This window comes from Pseudomonas sp. JH-2, from assembly GCF_036231725.1.
Taxonomy (GTDB): domain Bacteria; phylum Pseudomonadota; class Gammaproteobacteria; order Pseudomonadales; family Pseudomonadaceae; genus Pseudomonas; species Pseudomonas delhiensis.
In genome coordinates, this window is record NZ_JAZAQP010000037.1 from 1 (window position 1) to 17,240 (window position 17,240).

Below are 17,240 nucleotides of genomic sequence, written 5' to 3' on the forward strand. Positions count from 1 at the left end.
CCTGGAACCGTAGGAGCGGACTCTGTCCGCGATTCGGCGGATAACGCCGTAGGCGTTATGCGCCCTACGGGGAGCCCGGGAGCTTCGTGGTTCTGCACCACACCGAACGGTCCCCTCTCCCGCTTGCGGGGGAGGGTTAGGGAGGGGGGACGGAGTCAGGGTTCGCGAGCAAGCTCGCTCCTACGAAGAGCAGTGCCGCTCTTGCTCTGGTTTTTAGATTTCCAGAGAAACAACCGAGCGCACCGGAACGCCCCTTCAGAAGGCCGAGCGAAACCGGCGCTCAGGAGGTCATGCGACATGGATGTCGCGAGAGCCCCGATCAGCACAGGGACGTGCTGTCGGGGCGGGCCTCCGTGGCGGGGGAATTCGTGAGGGTAGCCCGGCTCCATCGGGCCCGTATGCGGGGCAAGCCTTTTTGGTTCCTTTTTGCGGGGGTGGCCTTCCACCGTTTGACAAAAGTGACTCGCCCGAGGGGGCGAAACAAGAAGGCCGGGCAGACTCGGAGCGGCGCAGAAACACCCAAGCCAAGGCAGCTGGGTTATTCCCCTTCGGGCCAGCGCAAGCGCTGTTCGCGATGGAGCCGCATCCCGCGTTCGCGGAAATGACGGAGGTTGGGAGGATGGCGCCTGACCGACGCATCGCTCAGGACAGCCCCCTCTCCCTTCAGGGCGGGCCGCGTAGGCGAGGGTTGGGGAGAGGGAACGGAGTTGACCTCAAACGCCGAGGCCACCGGCAAACTCCGTTCGCGAGCAAGCTCGCTCCTACAGGGGTGAAGCGATCAGACCAGCAGTTCCGGCTCGACCATGTCGCATTCGAAGCTGATCCGGCCACCAGCCTCATCGGCGCTGCCACCAGTGATCGGCCCGTAGTAGTTGAGGCCATTATCCAGGCTCACACAGACGTGAGTCGGCTCCTCCGGCGCATCCAGCTGCCCCTGGAACACCAGCTCCATCACCCCCGGCTCCAGGGTACGCAGCTCGACGGCAATGGCCGGATTGTCCACGGCCTCGGCTTCGCGCCCCCGGTGCTCGGCGCTGACAGTGACGGTGGCGGTGAAGTGCGGCATGGGAGGCTCCAGGGCTGGGGAAAGGAATGCGGGCGCCAATCTGCCCGGCGCGGCGGCGCCTGGCAAGGGTCAGCCGACGTGAAAGCGAAAGCGCAGGTGCGGCCAGGCGTCGGGGTCGTCCACCGGCAGCGGCACGGTGCCGCGCGGCACCACCCGCAGCCAGAACGCCAGGGCGTCGCGGTTGCCGGTCAACACGTTGAGCTGCCAGTCGCCGGGCTGGCGGGCGAACAACGCCCGGGCCGCGGCACGGCCCACGCCCCGGCGGCGGAACGCCTGGCCGACGTAGAACTCGGCCAGCTCGTGCAGGCCCGGCCGCTCCAGGGCGCGCACCAGGGCGAAGCCGGCGACCTGGCCGTCGACGCGGATCAGGTAGGGCCGGCGGCCGGGCTCCACCCAGTACAGCGCCAGGTAGGGATACAGGTCCGACTCGACGCCGAGCTCGCGCAGGTAGCCCGGCAGCATGGCCGACAGCAGTGGCTCCTCGTCCATGCCGGCGACCTGCACTTCGACTTGCGGGTTCACGACGGCCTCCCTTGGGCAGTGGTCCATGCACCATAGCCCATCGGGCCGTCATCCGGCCCGCCGTGGCCCCCTAGAGGTACTCGATGCGGTTGCGCCCGGCCTGCTTGGCGCGGTACAGCGCCAGGTCGCTGCGCGACAGCACCGCCTCGGCCGTGGCGTCGCCGGCGAGCATGTCGGCGACGCCGATGCTCAGCGTCAGCGGGATGCGCTCGCCGGCGTGCACCAGCGGGGTCTGCGCCAGATGCTCCTGCAGGCGCTGGGCGAAGGCCACCGCGTTCTCGCGGCTGGCGTCGCTGAGCAGCACGGCGAATTCCTCGCCGCCCATGCGCCCGACGCTGTCGCTGCGCCGCACGAGGCCTGCGAGGATGTCGGCGAAGTGGCGCAGGGCCAGGTCGCCCACCGCGTGGCCCCAGCGGTCGTTGATGGCCTTGAAGTGGTCCAGGTCGCACATCAGTACCGCGGCGCTGCGTTCGCCGCCGCGCTGCACACGGCCCAGCTCGGCCTGCAGCTGGTGCATGAAGCAGCGCCGGTTGGGCAGTTGGGTGAGGAAGTCGGTGGTGGCCAGCACCTGCAGCTCGGCCTCGATGCGCTTGCGCTCGGTGATGTCGGTGATGAAGCCGTGCCAGAGCACGCTGCCGTCGGCCTGCAGGCGCGGGTGGGCGTGGCCCTGGCGCCAGCGCACGCCCTGCCCCGGCAACTGCACCCGGTACTCCATCTCCCAGGGCACCAGGGTCCGCGCCGAGACCTCCAGGGCGGCCAGGTAGCGCGGCAGGTCCTCGGCATGGATGATCCCGCGGATGCGCTCGACGGGGCCGTCGGCCAGGTCCTCCGGGGCCATGCCGTAGATTTCCCGGCAGCCGGCGCTGACGTAGGGGAAGCGCGCCGAGCCGTCGGGCAGGCGGCGGAACTGGAAGACCATCCCGGGAATCTCGTTGGTCAGGTTGGTGAGCAGCTCCAGGTTCTGCCGCAGGCGCTCGGCCAGCACGCGCTGGGCGGTGATGTCGGTGGTGGTGCCGAGCATGCGCAGCGGCCGCCCCTGGTCGTCGCGCTCGACCACCTTGCCGCGGCTGCACACCCACATGTAGCTGCCGTCCTTGCGGCGCAGGCGGTGCTCCACCTCGTAGGCCGGGGTCCGCCCGGCGAAGTGCGCCTCCAGGGTCGCCCTGACGTAGGCCAGGTCGTCGGGGTGCACCCGCGTGTAGCTTTCCTCGATGCGCTCGCCGATCTCCTCCTCGGCGTAGCCGAGCAGGGCCTTCCAGCCGCGGGAATAGTGGATGGTGCCGCTGGGCACGTGGCGGTCCCAGATGCCGGTGCCGCTGCCCTCCACCGCCAGCGCCAGGCGCCGCTCGGTGGCGCGGGTGCGCTCGGCGCCGCGCTCCAGCTCCAGCAGCGCGGCGGCCATGCCGGCGTACTCGGCCAGGGCCTCGCCCTGCCGGGCGTCCAGTTCACGCGGGCGCTCGCCCAGCAGCCAGAGCTGCCCCAGCAACTGGCCGCCGGCCGAGCGCACCGGGCAGATGCGCAGGAACGCCCAGCGCGCAGCCAACCCCGCCACGCCGCCGTCGAAGGGCCCGCCCAGGCATTCGAGCCAGGCCCTGTCCTCCGCGCCCAGGCCCAGGCAGGCGCACAGCCGCCAGGTGCCGCCGCCGTCGCAGGTCAACGCCGCCGCGTCCAGGGCCAGGTGCCCCAGTGCCAGACGCAGCAGCCCGGCATGATGTCGCTCGCCCACACTCTCCATCGCGCACCCAGTACTCACGGACTGCATCTGCACACTGCTCGCTCAGGCATCCACGGATGCCGCCAGGAAAGTCGGCCATAGCCCTGATGAGTCTATCCATAATGGCGTTCTGACGTCATGGCTACCCATCGGCTGGCAGGCACAGCTCATCGCCCGCCGGCCACGGGGCACCCCCGACAAGGAATATCAATTTGACATCATGCAGGGGTGGGCCCTCATGATCTAGGCTAGCCTCATGCCAGAATTCTCCTACAAAAGTTTTCCGCTGGAGCAAGGGAATGCCGGAAGATCCGCGTAACTTCGACTCGGTCATCCTGATCGTCGACGACCAGGTCAGCGACATACAGCTGCTGGGCGAGGCGGCCAGGGGGCTGGGCGTGACGCACTTCGCCGCCGACGGCCGCCAGGCCCTCGAGCTGGCCCGGCGCATCCGTCCGGACGTGGTCCTGCTGGACATCGAGATGCCCGGCATGGACGGCTTCGAGGTGTGCCAGGCGCTGATGGCCGACGCCAAGCTCAGCGACGCCGCGGTGATCTTCGTCACCGCCTACGACCAGGTGGCCCACGAACTGCGCGCCCTGCAGATGGGCGGCGTGGACTTCATCACCAAGCCGATGAACCTGCCGGTGGCCCGTGCGCGCATCCGCACCCACGCGCGCCTGCGGCACATGGCGAAGATCCTCGCCAACCAGGACCCGCTGACCAACCTGCCCAACCGCGCCCTGCTCGGCGACCGCATGGCCCAGGCCATCGAGGGCGCGCGCTGCAACCAGCAGCGCGTCGGCCTGCTGTTGCTGGACCTGGACAACTTCAAGGCGATCAACGACGCCGAGGGCCACTCCCTGGGCGACGCCATCCTGCAGGAGACCGCGCTGCGCCTCAGCCGGCACTGCCGGGCCATGGACACCGTGTGCCGGCCCGGCGGCGACGAGTTCGCCGTGCTGCTGCCGGAAGTGCACAGCCTGGAGGCCATCGGCGATTTCGCCGCGCGGGTGCAGGCGGCCCTCGGCGAGCCCTACGTCATCCGCGGCACCAGCTACCACCTCACCGCCAGCATCGGCATCAGCCTCTACCCCGACGACAGCGAGGGCGCCGAGGACCTCTACCGCCACGCCGACGCCGCCATGTACCAGGCCAAGGCCGCCGGGCGCAACGGCTACAGCTTCTTCTCGGCGGACATCGAGAGCCGCATGCGCGCCCGCCACCTGCTCGAGCGGCACATGCGCCTGGCCCTGGAGATGGGCGTATTCGAGGTGTTCTACCAGGCCAAGGTGCACGCCGCCACGCGCGCCATCGTCGGCGTCGAGGCGCTGATCCGCTGGCGCGACGGCGAGGGCCGCCTGGTGCCGCCGGCGGAGTTCATCCCCCTGGCCGAGGAAACCGGGCTGATCGTGCCCATCGGCCAGCAGATCCTCCTGCGCGCCTGCCAGGACGCCCGCGCCTGGAACGACGCCGGCCACCCGCTGACGGTCAGCGTGAACATCTCGGCGGTGCAGTTCCGCAACGAGAACTTCGTCGGCCAGGTGGCCGAGATCCTCGCCCAGACGCGCATGCAGCCGGGCAACCTGGAGCTGGAGATCACCGAGGGCGTGCTGGCCAGCGACCGCTACGCCTCGCGCCAGACCCTGGCCGCGCTGCGCGACCTGGGAGTGCGCATCGCCATCGACGACTTCGGCACCGGCTACTCCAGCCTGGCCTACCTCAAGCGCTTCCCGGTGAACGTCCTGAAGATCGACCAGAGCTTCGTCCGCGACATGCTCCAGGACCGCAGCGACTCGGCGATCATCGAGGCCATCATCAAGCTCGCCCAGGCCCTGGACCTGGAGCTGGTGGCCGAAGGGGTGGAATGCCCGAACCAGGAGAGCGCGCTGGTGGCGCTGGGCTGCCCGGTGATGCAGGGCTACCTCTACTGCCGCCCGGTGCCCCGCGACGACATGAGCCGCCTGCTGGCCGACGGCCTGCAGCCATGACCACAGGCACGAGCGCAACGGGAAGGATCGGGTGAAGACGACACCGGGCAACCTCAGGTTCAACCGCTGGTCCTGGGCCGTCCTGGCCCTGGGCGTGTTCTGCTCGGCGCTGGGCGCCTGGCTGGTGCAGCGCGGCAACGAGCAGCAGGCCAGCGCCGCCGTGGCGCAGGAGGCCAGGCGCCTGGCCGACACCGTGCTGGCGCGCATCGAGCTGTACCAGTACGGCCTGCGCGGCGCCCGCGGGGCGGTGCTGACCGCGGGCGAGGCGCACATCAGCCGCGAGGTCTTCCACCGCTACGCCCAGACCCGCGACATCGCCAGCGAATTCCCCGGCGCGCGCGGCTTCGGCTTCATCCGCCGGGTGCCGGCCGAGGCGCTGGACGACTTCCTGCGCAGCGCCCGCGCCGAGGGCCGGCCGGACTTCGCCGTGCGCGAAGTGACGCCCAACCCCGGCGAGCGCTACGTCATCCAGTACCTGGAGCCGGAGCCGGCGAACCTGGCCGCCATCGGCCTGGACGTGGCCTCCGAGCCGCGCCGCCGCCAGGCCGCCCAGGCCGCGCTGCGCACCGGGCTGCCGCGGCTGAGCGCGCCCATCACCCTGGTGCAGGCCTCGGGCGCCTCGCAGCAGTCCTTCCTCATGCTGCTGCCCATCTACCGCGGCGGCGCGACGCCCGCCGACATCGAGCAGCGCCAGGCCGAGGCCATCGGCCTGAGCTACGCTCCGCTGCTGATGCGCGACGTGCTGGACGACCTGCACCTGGACGACCCCGCGGTGCACTTCCAGCTCGCCGACGTGACCGACGGCATCCCCGGCGACACCTTCTACAGCAGCGGCGACGACGCCAAGGCGCCGCGGCTGTACCCGCAGAGCCTGCAGCGCGACGTGTTCGGCCGCCGCTGGCAGATCGACTTCAGCGCCCACCCGGCCTTCGTCCAGCGCCTGCACCCGCTCTCCCCGCCCCTGGTGTTCGGCGCCGGCTGCCTGGGCAGCCTGCTGCTGGCCGCGCTGCTGGGGGCCATGGCGGTCAGCCGCCAGCGCCGCGGCCAGGTACTGGAGCAGCAGGCGCGGCTGGCGGCGATCGTCGAATCCTCCGCCGACGCCATCGCCGGCAAGAACCTGCAGGGCGAGATCACCAGCTGGAACGCCGGCGCGCAGAAGCTGTTCGGCTACGCCGCCGAGGAGGTGCTCGGGCGCCAGGCCAACGGGCTGCTGGTGCCCGCCGAGCGGGCGGCGGAAGAGGAGCCCCTGCTCAGGCGCGTGGCCCGGGGCGAGCGCCTGCCGCCCTTCGACACCCAGCGCCGGCACAAGGACGGCCGGCTGATCGAGGTGTCGCTGAGCGCCTCGCCCATCCTCGGCCCGCGCGGCGAGGTGGTGGGCACCTCGACCACGGTGCGCGACATCTCCGCGCAGAAGGCCGCCGAGGCGCGCATCCGCGAGCTCAACAGCGGCCTGGAACGCCAGGTGGCCGAGCGCACCGCGGAACTGGCCGAGGCGAACCGCCTGCTGACCAACGTGCTGCGCTCGGCCTCGGAGGTGTCGATCATCGCCACCGACGCCGGCGGCGTCATCCGCATCTTCAACCGCGGCGCCGAGCGCCTGCTCGGCTACCGTGCCGAGGAGGTGGTCGGCCAGGTCACGCCGCAGCACCTGCACCTGGAGGAAGAACTGGCCACCCGCGCCGCCCAGCTGAGCGAGGAATACGGCCGCCCGGTGCCGGGCTTCCGCGCCCTGGTGCAGAAGGCCGAGGACCAGGGCGCCGAGACCCGCGAGTGGACCTACGTGCGCAAGGACGGCAGCCGGGTGCCGATGAGCCTGGTGGTCACCGCCATCCGCGACGAGGCCGGCCAGGTCAGCGGCTACCTCGGCATCGCCGTCGACATCACCGAGCGCAGGGCCGCCGAGGACCGCCTGCGCCTGGCCCACGACCAGCTCGCCCTGGCCGCCGAGGCGGCCGGCCTGGGCATCTGGTGGTGGCGCCCGGCGGACGACACCCTGCACTGGAACGAGCGCATGTTCGAGCTGTACCAGCAGCCGCCGGCGCTGAACGGCAACGGCCTGTGCCTGGAACACTGGCGCGAGCGCCTGCACCCGGAGGACCTCGACACCACCCTCGCCAGCCTGGCGGACGCGGTGGAAGGCCGCGGCCACTACGAGCCGACCTTCCGCATCGTCCGCCCCGACGGCCAGGTGCGCTACATCCAGGCCGCCGCCCGCGTCGAGTACGACGCCGACGGCACGCCGCTGCGCGTCACCGGCATCAACCTGGACATCACCCGCGAGCGCGAGATGCAGGCCTCGCTGCGCCAGGCCAAGGAACAGGCCGACGCCGCCAGCGCGGCCAAGTCCAGCTTCCTGGCCAACATGAGCCACGAGATCCGCACGCCGATGAACGCCGTGCTGGGCATGCTCTTCCTCGCCCGCCAGACCGAGCTGAACCCGCGCCAGCGCGACTACATCGACAAGGCCCACTCCGCCGCCAACGCCCTGCTCGGCCTGCTCAACGACATCCTCGACTACTCCAAGATCGAGGCCGGCAAGCTGCTGCTGGAGGAACACCCCTTCGAGCTGGAGGCGCTGATGCGCGACCTCGCCGTGGTGCTCTCCGGCAACCTCGGCAGCAAGGACGTGGAGATGCTCTTCGACATCGACCCCAACCTGCCCGGCAGCCTGCTCGGCGATCCGCTGCGCCTGCAGCAGATCCTCATCAACCTGGCCGGCAACGCCATCAAGTTCACCGACCACGGCCAGGTGGTGGTCAGCGTCCAGCAGCTGGGCCGCACGGGCGAGCACCTGCGCCTGCGCATCGGCGTGCGCGACAGCGGCATCGGCATCGGCCCGGCGCAGCTGCAGAGCATCTTCGACAGCTTCACCCAGGCCGAGGCCTCCACCACCCGGCGCTTCGGCGGCACCGGCCTGGGCCTGTTCATCTGCAAGCGCCTGGTGGAACTGATGGGCGGCCGGCTGCAGGTGGAGAGCCGGCTGGGCAACGGCAGCCACTTCTGGTTCGACCTGGACCTGGCGGTGGTCGGCGAGCGCCCGCTGAAGGCCGGCTGCGCCGTCATCGACCGGCCGCTGCGGCTGCTGGTGGTGGACGACAACCCCAGCGCCGCCGAGCTGCTGCTGCGCACCTGCGAGTCCCTGGGCTGGCACGCCGACCAGGTCAGCGGCGGCATGCAGGCGGTGGCGCGCTACCGCGAGGCGACGCGCCAGGGCCAGCACTACGACGTGGTGCTGATGGACTGGCGCATGCCCGACCTCGACGGCCTGCGCGCCGCGCGCCTGATCCAGCGCGAGGCCGGGGCGCGCACGCCGCCGACCATCATCATGATCACCGCCTACGGCCGCGAGGTGCTGGCCGACGTGCGCGACGGCGACACCCCGCCCTTCATCGACTTCCTGACCAAGCCGGTCACCCCGCGGCAGCTGGCCGACAGCGTGCAGCAGGCCCTGGGCGGCGAACCCGCCGAAGCGCCCGCCGCCCCCGTGGCCAGCGCCCGCCGCCTGGCCGGGCGGCGCCTGCTGGTGGTGGAGGACAACGCGCTGAACCGCCAGGTGGCCGCCGAGCTGCTGGCCAGCGAGGGCGCCGAGGTGCTGCTGGCCGAGGGCGGCCTGGAAGGCGTCGAGCAGGTGTGCCACGGCGGCGTGCCCCTGGACGCGGTGCTGATGGACGTGCAGATGCCGGACATCGACGGCCTGGAAGCCACCCGGCGGATCCGCGCCGACGGCCGCTTCGCCGCCCTGCCGATCCTCGCCATGACCGCCAACGCCGCCCAGTCCGACCGCGAGGCCTGCCTGCTGGCGGGCATGGACGACCACATCGCCAAGCCGATCGACAAGGAGCGCCTGGTCAGTTGCCTGCTGGCCCACCTGGAAGCGCGGCAGCCCGTCCGCGAAGTGCCGCCGCAGGCAACAACAGCGGACGCCATCGTCGAGAGCCGCGACAGCGTGCTGGGGCGCTTCGGCGGCGAGGAGAAGCTGATCCACCGCGTGCTGCGCAGCTTCGAGCCGGAGATGGACAAGCTGCTGGAGCGCCTCAACCGGCTGCGTGGCAGCGGCGACGTGAAGGCCGGCGCCGGCCTGCTGCACACCCTCAAGGGCAGCGCCGGGACCATGGGCGCCAGCGCCCTGGCCGAACGCTGCGCGGCCCTGGAGGCCGAGCTGCTGCGCGCCCCGGCCGAGGCCCAGGCGGACGCGCTGGCCACCCTGCCGGTGGACGAGCTGCGCCAACTGCTGGCGGTGACATTGGGCGAACTGCAGGCGCTGTTCGCCGAACCGCCGGGCCTGGCCGAAGGCACGGCCGCGCAGCTCAGCCGCCCGCAGGTGCGCGAACGGCTGGAGGAAATCCTCGCCCTGCTGGAATCGGGCAACCTCGACGCCCTCGACCGCCTGGAGGCGCTGGCCCGCCACCAGCACGCCTGGCCGCGGCATTTCCTGCGCTTCAACGACCTGGTCCAGGCCCTGGACTTCAAGGGCGCGCTGCAGGTGGGCCGGGAGATGCTCGATGAACTGTGAGCCGCACGGCAGCCCACGCGCACGCCCGCTCAAGCCGCCGCACGGGCTGCCGACACATTCCTGCGACAGCTTGTCGGGCGCGGCCCTGCGTGCGACATACCGATGGAACGGCCACAGGCGGGAACCATGAGCCTACCGGAGTACCCCACCGCCAGCGGCGAACGGCAGATCCCCGCGCACCTGCAGCAGGCCCTGCGCGCCTACGTGCTGCAGCACTACCGCGGCTTCCTGCTGGCGATCAACTTCATCGCCATGGCGGCCTACGACGCCTACGTCTTCGCCGACGCCGCGCTGATCCCGGACATGGCGCTGCAGTCGCTGCTGGTGCGCGGCCTGCTCAGCCTGGTCGGCCTGCTGAACATCTACCTGGTGTTCCGCCACAGCCGCAGCGTGCTGCTGATGGACCTGCTGATGCCGCTGCACGACATCGTCTCGGCCATCGCCTGGTTCGAACTGCTCAAGCGCAGCGCCTCGCCGGACGTGCCCACCTTCCTCTACGCCTCGGTGGTGTTCATCGTGCTCGCCAACCTGGGCGTGCGCTATTCCTTCGCCGGCATCCTCGCCTGCTCCCTGGCGATCTCGGCGGTGATCCTCGGCAACGTGGCGCTGATCCACGCCGGCGAGCCCAAGGCGGTGCTGGTGTTCACCCTGGTCTACCTGCCGGTGCTGGTGTTCAGCCTGTTCATCAGCTGGACCAACATCCATGGCGTGCGCCGGGCCTTCCTCGCCGACCTGGAAGGCCAGCGCCAGCGCGCCGAGCTGGCCGAGCTGAACCAGCGCCTGCAGGAACTGGCCGCCACCGACGCCCTCACCGGCATCGGCAACCGCCGCGCCTTCGACCTGCGCCTGGAGCAGAGCTGGCGGCAGATGCGCAGCCACGGCCGGCCCTTCGCCCTGCTGCTGGCCGACATCGACTACTTCAAGCCCTACAACGACCACTACGGCCACCCGGCCGGCGACCGCTGCCTGTGCGAGGTGGCCACCTGCATGGCCGAGGCCCTGCGCAGCGGCCAGGCGCAACTGTTCCGCTACGGCGGCGAGGAATTCGTCATCCTCCTCCAGGTGGCCAGCCCGCAGGAACTGCGCCAGGTCGCCGAACGCCTGCGCGAGCGGGTGGCGGAACTGGACATCGAGCACCTGCACCGCCCCGACCGCCTCTGCCGCCTGACCATCAGCCTGGGCGGCGGGCTGCCCGACAGCGGCGGCTTCACCGAACCGGGCGAGTTGCTCGCCCACTGCGACCGCCTGCTCTACCAGGCCAAGCAGCAGGGCCGCGACCGGGTGTGCCTGGCCGAGGGCTGACGCGCAGGGGAAACCCTGGCCAGGATAATCAGTAAGAACAGGCTCAAGCCGAACTTTCCAGGGTTCCAATCCGGGGAACTCCGACCAAAGTAAATCCCTGCTGAAGTATGCCGCTGCGCAAAGCAAAGGCATTGATCAGCGGCTGAAAGCCGGCAGCGCAACAACTTGCCACATCCCCTATTGCCCGAAATAAATGGTCAACACTTCGCTCAGCCGGAAAGCAGCTATTTCCGGCATCCCCGATATTCCTACAGGAATTGCGGATTGGCGGCCGGCCGAGTCCATGGTTGCCTGCATCAGGAACGCATTGGATGCAGGCAAAGGAAGAGTTGTTGAATCGCAGCGCCAAGTTCCATACATCAGTTCAACAAGAGATATAGACCTTGACGCATGCGCGCCCCTTCGACCAGACCAGAAAACTGCTCAACCTTGCCATTCCGATCGGGGTGATCGAAGTGGTAGGCCATTTCCTGGTCCTGACCGATCTGGTTGTCGTCGGCAGACTCGGTGCACTGGAATTTGCGGCGGTCGGCCTGGCGATCACGTTCTTCTGGGTATTCGTGATTGTCGGGATTTCCGTCATTTCGGTGGTGGGCGTCCTGGTCGCGGAAAAATGCGCCGGCGCGGTGCAGGAGAATGAAGTCGGTCGTTACGGCGCACAGGGTTTCTGGGTGTGCATCATGATGATCGTGCTCATCGCTCCGGCAATAGGGTTCATGTCGAATCTCCTGGCCTTGACCGGCTTGCAACGCGAGTTACTGCCGATCATCGAAGCCTATACCCACGCCATAGTCTGGGCACTCCCGCCAGCACTTCTGTTCGCCTGGCTGAGAAGCCTCCTGATCGGCCTCGAAGTTTCGGCCCCCATAACCGGGATTGCACTCATGGCTGTGCCGGCCAACCTGGCGCTCAGCATCATTTTCGTCTTCGGTTTTGGTCCATTGCCCGGGCATGGCGTTGCAGGTGCCGGGTACGCGACCGCCCTTGTGAACCTCGCGATGTTTGTAGCGCTGGCAGTCTACGTCTACCGGTGGATGCCGGGCATCCTTGCCGCCCTGATGGCCAATATCCTCAAGATGGAACGCAGAATTCTCGTATATATCCTGCGTGTGGGTGGCGGCCAGGGTGTGATTACCCTGCTTGAGAACGGCATGTTTGCCGTCGTCGCCATTCTGGTGGGGTCATTGTCCGTGGAGGCCCTGGCCGCTCACAACATGGTGTACGCGGTGCTGGAGCTGGGCATTCTCGTCGTGCTCGGGTTTGGCGAAGGCACGATGATCCGCGTTGCAAAAAACATAGGGCTCAAGAACTACTCAATCGCTTACAGAGTCTGTGGAATCGCCCTTGCCTTCAGTTTTGTAATTGCAGCGTTCATCTCAAGCGGCCTGATCTTTTCGCCGGACCTGGTTTCCGCCATCTTTCTATCGGAAGATGGCAACGTCAATGCGGATGACGTAGATATCGTACTCGGCACTTTCGTTGTCGCCGCCAGTCTGTCGTTGTTTTTCGATGCGGCTCAAACAGTCCTTTACCATGCCGTACGTGCAACTCGCGATGAATATATCCCTGTTCTGATCGCATTCTTCGGATACTGGATCGTAGGGCTCGGATGTGGATACCTCTTCGGCTTCACGTTGGATCTCGGGATAGCCGGAATCTGGATAGGGCTGGCCATCGGGCTCTGCGCAATTACCGTGCTGATGGGATTACGCCTGCGCTACCGCTTCCGATATCTGCAGAACAACGCGTCCAGTCCACTGTTTTGAATACCGGGTTACCGGATGGACAGCTCAACAACGCGAATTCCCATGCCGATAGAGCACACTTATCGGCTGGTAATCAAAAGCGATTTGACGCTCTTCGAGTGGCTCTCTAGCCTCGGCGCAAGGCTGTAGCCACGGCCTTGGAAACGAACTTCCGACTCTTCCAGAGATGCCCCGGCAGACGAGCCGCACCCCATGGCGGGGCGCTTCGTCACCCCTCCCCTGTCCACGGACGTACCATGATCGTTCACCCCCACCCCAACATGTTCAGCGTGCTGTTCACGCTCAAGGGGTCCATTGCCAGGCGCATCGCCTGGCGCAGCCTGATGGTCACCCTGCTGGCGTCGCTGATCGTGCTGGTCGAGACCCGTCACCCGGCGTTCTTCGCGCGGGTCAACGCCACGCCCTTCACCCTGCTGGGGCTGTCGCTGTCGATCTTCATGAGCTTCCGCAACAACGCCTGCTACGACCGCTGGTGGGAGGGCCGCAAGGCCTGGGGCAAGGTGGTCATCGAGATGCGCTCGTTCATCCGCGAGAGCGTCGCCATCGGCGACCAGGCGCTGCGCGAGAAGCTGCTGCGCGCGCTCTGCGGCTATGCCCATGCGCTCAACGCGCGGCTGCGGGGCGAGGACGAACTGCAGGCGGCGCGGCCGTGGCTGGCGGCCGATGCGCCGGTGGCGCTGCACAACGTCAGCGACGGCATCCTCCAGCAGGTCGGCGGGGCCTGCTCGGCGCAGGCCCGCTGCAATGCCCTCGGCGAATGGCGCTACGTCACCCTGGAACAGCGCCTGGTGGGGCTCAGCGAGGCGCAGGCGGTGTGCGAGCGGATCAAGGGCACGCCGCTGCCCTTCCCCTACACCCTGCTGCTGCACCGCACCATCTACATCTTCTGCATCCTGCTGCCCTTCGCCATGGCCGAGCCACTGGGCTGGATGGCGCCGCTGTTCACCACCATCGTCAGCTACACCTTCTTCGGCCTGGACGCCATCAGCAACGAGCTGGAAGACCCCTTCGGCCGCGACGAGAACGACCTGCCCACCGACGCCATGGTCCGCGTCATCGAGCGCGACATCCTCGGCGCCCTGGGCGAGCGCTCGCTGCCGCCGCCGCTGGCGCCGGTGGACTGCATCCTCAGCTGAAGGGCGAGGCGCGGCTCATTGCCGCGATTCGCAGGGCTTGCCGGGCTTGAGGTGGGCGACGAAGTTGCAGGGCCGGTGGCGGGCGTCGAGCTGCTCGGCGAGGATGCCTTCCCAGGCGGTGCGGCAGGCATTGGTGGAACCCGGCAGGCAGCACACCAGGGTGCCGTTGGCCAGGCCGGCCAGGGCGCGGGTCTGCACGGTGGAGGTGCCGATGTCGAGGATCGACAGCGCGCGGAACAGCTCGCCGAAGCCTTCGACCTGCTTGTCCAGCAGGCAGGCGACCGCCTCGGGGGTGCTGTCGCGGGCGGTGAAGCCGGTGCCGCCGGTGACCAGCACCACCTGGACGTCATCGTCGGCGATCCAGGTGGCGACCTGGGCGCGGATCCTGTACAGGTCGTCCTTGAGCAGCACGCGGGCGGCCAGGCGGTGGCCGATCTCCACCGAGCGGCTCGCCAGCAGCTCGCCGGACGTGTCGTTGTCGAACGTGCGGGTATCGCTGACGGTCAGCACGGCGATATTCAGCGGAACGAATTCCGCATTGGGTTTGACGCTCACGCCTTCATCTCCGAACAGGGAATTCGCAGCCACGCTAGAGACAAACCCATACCCCGTCCAATCGATATGGCAGACTGAGCGATCGACGCCCTCTATCGGCGATTCCGGCCTTTCGCGGCCTGCTTTCACGCATGATAGGACCGGCCTATCGGGCGGTCGGCAGCAATGATTGGACGCCGTCCGCAACGCCCGGTAACGTGCCGTTCATCCGGGCCGGACGAGCAGCCCCACGACAAGACCGACGGCGCAGCGCCGCACGTTCGGCTACACACTAATGAACGACGCCGGCCAGGCCTTCGCCCCCACTACCCGACAGGCAGCTCCCATGGACATCAAGCAGCTCAAGTTCCTCATCGCCCTGGACCAGACCCGGCACTTCGGGCAGGCTGCCGCGCTCTGCCACATCACCCAGCCCACGCTGTCCATGCGCCTGCGCAACCTCGAGGACGAGCTGGACCTGGTGCTGGTGACCCGCGGCCAGCGCTTCGAGGGCTTCACCGAGGCCGGCGAGCGCATCCTGGCCTGGGCCCGTACCCTGCTGGCCGCCTACGACGGCCTGCTGGCCGAGGCCGCCAGCTGCCGCGGGCAACTGGTGGGCAGCCTGCGCCTGGGCCTGGTGCCGCTGTCCAGCTTCAACCCCATGCAGGTGCTCAAGCCGCTGTCCCAGCGCTACCCGGAGCTGCAGTTCCAGCTGTCCTCGCTGAGCTCGGAGCAGATCATCGACGGCCTCAGCCGCAACCAGCTCGACCTGGGCATCTGCTACCTCGACCAGGTCAACACCAGCTACTTCGAGGTGCTGGAACTGGCCACCACCACCATGGGCCTGCTGCACGACGTGCGGCACTTCCAGTTCGACGACGGCGAGCTGCGCTGGGACAAGCTCAACGACATCCCCCTGGGGCTGCTGAGCAAGGGCATGCACTACCGCCAGTCCGTCGACCTGAGCTTCCGCAGCCGCGGCATGGACCCGCTGCCGGTGCTGGAGAGCGACTCCAGCTTCCAGCTGATCCAGGCCATCGGCGAAGGCATGTGCTGCGCCATCATGCCGCTGAACTGCGGCCTGGAAACCCTCAGCGAGCACCTGAAGATCACCCCCATCGCCGGCGCCAGCATCCACAGCCCCATCGGCCTGCTGCAGCGGCGCACCGAGCCGCGCTCGGCCCTGGCGGAAAAATGCTTCGCCGAGGCGCGCACCATCCTCGCCGGGGAAGACCCGAGCGAATGAGCCACTGAAACCCAGGTGCCGCCCGGCACCCCGGAGCCCGCATGAACCCCACCCCGAACCCCACGCTGCCGACGCAGCAGCCGAACGCCGAACCCAGCCGGCCCCTGCGCCGGCAACTGCTGTGGCTGGCCGCCCTGTGGCTGGGCGGCGTCGGCAGCGTCCTGCTGGCCGCCGAGCTGATCCGCCTGGCCATGGCCGCCGCCGGCATGAAGAGCCACTGACGCGCCGCTAGCCGCGGCGCTTCGCCAGGTTCAGCGCCACGGCCGCGCGGATCAGCGCGCGCAGCGCCGCCTCGTCCAGCACGTCGCCCTGGTGGATGTCGATGGCCCGCCGCGTCGTGCCTTCGAGGCTGGCATTGAACAGCCCCGCCGGGTCCTCCAGCGCCGCGCCCCTGGCGAAGGTCAGCTTCACCACCTGCCTGTAGGTCTCGCCGGTGCAGAGGATGCCGGCCCGGGACCACACCGGCACGCCCCGCCACTTCCACTGCTCGACCACCTCCGGCTCGGCCTCGTGCACCAGCGCCCGCACCCGCGCCAGCACCTCGCCGCGCCAGTCGCCCAGCTCGGCGATCCGCGCCGTGATCAGTGCAGCGGCGTCGTCCGTCTCTTTCGTCATCGCACTCGTCCTCCCGCGCGCCGGCGGTTGCCGGCATGACCGCTTGAGTATCGACCAGGCGCGTGGTCGCGGCAGGACAGATCGTCAGGGGAGCGTTGCCGGCGGCTCCGCCGCCACCTCGAAGATGGCCCCCTCGATGCCGAGCACCTCGCCGGTGTCGGCATAGATGCCCACGCCCTTCTCCCAGACGTTCTTGACGCGCCCGTCGGCGCAGCGGATGCGGTAGGTCAGCTCGTAGGGCTCGCGGCGCAGCAGCGCCTGCTGCACGCCGGCCCAGACGTATTCGGCGTATTCCTCGAGGATCAGCGTGCTGTAGCTGTGCTCGTAGGTGTCGGTCAGGTACTGCGCCGGGTAGCCGGTGAGCTGCAGGCAGCCGGCGCTGACGAATTCCATGGTCCACTGGCGGTTGTTGCGCCCGCGGTAGATCAGCCCGGGCAGGCCGTCGAGCAGGCTGGCGGCGCCGCGCCGGCTGGCCTCCAGGCGGGCGTCCTGGCGGCGCTGGCTGGTGGCGTCGCTGAGCGACAGGTAGAGCGCCTCGGCGTCGCCGTCCAGCTGCACGTCGAACCAGCGCAGGCGCCCGTGGGCGTCGATGAAGCGCAGGCACTGCCGCGCGCCTTGGCCCTGGCGGGCCTGGCGCAGCACCGCGCGCCAGCCGGGCAGGTCTTCCTGGTGCAGGCAGGCGGCCAGTTCCTCGCCCAGGCCGCTGTCGCCCATCAGCGTGCGCCAGGCGCGGTTGGCCCGGCGGATGCGGCCGCGGCCGTCCAGGTGCAGCAGCGCCACCGGGTAGCGGTCGCCGTCGTCGCGGGTGTCGGCGGGCGGGGTCGCCATGCTCGTC

13 protein-coding genes are annotated in these 17,240 nt (G+C 69.1%); 7 read left to right on the plus strand and 6 right to left on the minus strand.

Annotated features, from left to right (window positions below; genetic code table 11):
* Nucleotides 1-778: 778 nt before the first annotated feature.
* From VV867_RS22090 to VV867_RS22100, 3 genes are all read right to left on the minus strand, one after another.
* The gene (locus VV867_RS22090; protein ID WP_328567569.1) at nucleotides 779-1,066 is read right to left on the minus strand and encodes a hypothetical protein; all 288 of its coding nucleotides are present in this window, start codon (nucleotides 1,064-1,066) and stop codon (nucleotides 779-781) included.
* 69 nt (nucleotides 1,067-1,135) lie between these two features.
* On the minus strand, nucleotides 1,136-1,588 hold the full coding sequence (locus VV867_RS22095) for a GNAT family N-acetyltransferase (protein WP_158546438.1): 453 nt from the start codon (nucleotides 1,586-1,588) through the stop codon (nucleotides 1,136-1,138).
* A gap of 70 nt (nucleotides 1,589-1,658) precedes the next feature.
* A complete protein-coding gene (locus tag VV867_RS22100; protein WP_109935949.1) occupies nucleotides 1,659-3,350 on the minus strand; it encodes a sensor domain-containing diguanylate cyclase in 1,692 nt (563 codons plus the stop codon).
* Nucleotides 3,351-3,601: 251 nt separating this feature from the next.
* Here VV867_RS22100 and VV867_RS22105 point away from each other — a divergent pair, with 251 nt between their 5' ends.
* The 5 genes from VV867_RS22105 (at nucleotide 3,602) to VV867_RS22125 (ending at nucleotide 14,010) form a co-directional block, all read left to right on the plus strand.
* Nucleotides 3,602-5,293 carry a putative bifunctional diguanylate cyclase/phosphodiesterase gene (locus tag VV867_RS22105; protein WP_328567570.1) on the plus strand — a complete coding sequence of 564 codons (1,692 nt, stop codon included), beginning with the start codon at nucleotides 3,602-3,604 and terminating at the stop codon, nucleotides 5,291-5,293.
* 31 nt (nucleotides 5,294-5,324) lie between these two features.
* A complete protein-coding gene (locus VV867_RS22110; protein WP_328567571.1) occupies nucleotides 5,325-9,806 on the plus strand; it encodes a PAS domain-containing hybrid sensor histidine kinase/response regulator in 4,482 nt (1,493 codons plus the stop codon).
* Between the two features lie 126 nt (nucleotides 9,807-9,932).
* Nucleotides 9,933-11,108: a GGDEF domain-containing protein gene (locus VV867_RS22115; protein WP_328567572.1), complete on the plus strand. Its 1,176-nt coding sequence runs from the start codon at nucleotides 9,933-9,935 to the stop codon at nucleotides 11,106-11,108.
* A gap of 383 nt (nucleotides 11,109-11,491) precedes the next feature.
* The gene (locus VV867_RS22120; protein ID WP_328567573.1) at nucleotides 11,492-12,874 is read left to right on the plus strand and encodes an MATE family efflux transporter; all 1,383 of its coding nucleotides are present in this window, start codon (nucleotides 11,492-11,494) and stop codon (nucleotides 12,872-12,874) included.
* A gap of 236 nt (nucleotides 12,875-13,110) precedes the next feature.
* A complete protein-coding gene (locus VV867_RS22125; protein ID WP_109935952.1) occupies nucleotides 13,111-14,010 on the plus strand; it encodes a bestrophin family protein in 900 nt (299 codons plus the stop codon).
* Nucleotides 14,011-14,025: 15 nt separating this feature from the next.
* On the opposite strand, the gene moaB is transcribed toward VV867_RS22125, so the two are convergent.
* Nucleotides 14,026-14,565, minus strand: coding sequence for a molybdenum cofactor biosynthesis protein B (gene moaB / locus VV867_RS22130; RefSeq protein WP_089392340.1), 540 nt, complete (start codon nucleotides 14,563-14,565; stop codon nucleotides 14,026-14,028).
* Between the two features lie 325 nt (nucleotides 14,566-14,890).
* Here moaB and VV867_RS22135 point away from each other — a divergent pair, with 325 nt between their 5' ends.
* Together VV867_RS22135 and VV867_RS22140 are read left to right on the plus strand one after the other, a co-directional pair.
* Nucleotides 14,891-15,790 (plus strand): LysR family transcriptional regulator, encoded by a 900-nt coding sequence (locus VV867_RS22135; RefSeq protein WP_328567574.1) that lies wholly within the window; start codon nucleotides 14,891-14,893, stop codon nucleotides 15,788-15,790.
* A 41-nt stretch (nucleotides 15,791-15,831) separates the two neighbouring features.
* Complete coding sequence (locus tag VV867_RS22140) at nucleotides 15,832-16,011, plus strand: DUF2474 family protein (protein WP_275626721.1); 180 nt, start codon at nucleotides 15,832-15,834, stop codon at nucleotides 16,009-16,011.
* A 7-nt stretch (nucleotides 16,012-16,018) separates the two neighbouring features.
* Here VV867_RS22140 and VV867_RS22145 read toward each other — a convergent pair whose 3' ends face one another.
* Nucleotides 16,019-16,405, minus strand: a complete 387-nt coding sequence (locus tag VV867_RS22145) for a DUF1801 domain-containing protein (RefSeq protein WP_109935289.1) — start codon at nucleotides 16,403-16,405, stop codon at nucleotides 16,019-16,021.
* An 84-nt stretch (nucleotides 16,406-16,489) separates the two neighbouring features.
* Nucleotides 16,490-17,233 carry a PAS domain-containing protein gene (locus VV867_RS22150; RefSeq protein WP_328567575.1) on the minus strand — a complete coding sequence of 248 codons (744 nt, stop codon included), beginning with the start codon at nucleotides 17,231-17,233 and terminating at the stop codon, nucleotides 16,490-16,492.
* Nucleotides 17,234-17,240: the final 7 nt, after the last annotated feature.